We start from the raw sequence: 269 nt of genomic DNA, 5'->3' as shown, positions 1-269 counted from the left end.
CCAGGCTTGAGCATGCCGCCTTGAGCCTAGGTGCGACACCTGGTGCCACTTTGTGGCAAATAACATTACCGCTGATCCGGCCTGGCGTCCTCGTCGGCGCTCTGTTCGCCTTCATCACCTCGTTCGACGAGGTGATCGTAGCCCTTTTTCTGTCTGGATCTGGCGCCGTCACGCTGCCGCGACGCATGTGGGATGATCTGCGCTTCCAACTCAATCCCACGATCGCGGCCGTATCGACGCTCACAATAATTCTGACAACGTTGCTGCTC

At 58.4% G+C, this 269-nt stretch carries 1 protein-coding gene; it reads left to right on the top strand.

Annotation, left to right across the window (positions count from 1 at the left end):
- Window positions 1-269 (top strand): ABC transporter permease (locus RAD10_RS41950; protein ID WP_461622034.1); only part of this gene is annotated, 269 nt, incomplete at both ends.

Source organism: Bradyrhizobium sp. 23AC, from assembly GCF_054863025.1.
The sequence above is the reverse complement of the archived record's forward strand: the minus strand, read 5'-3'. Positions and strand labels throughout refer to the sequence as shown.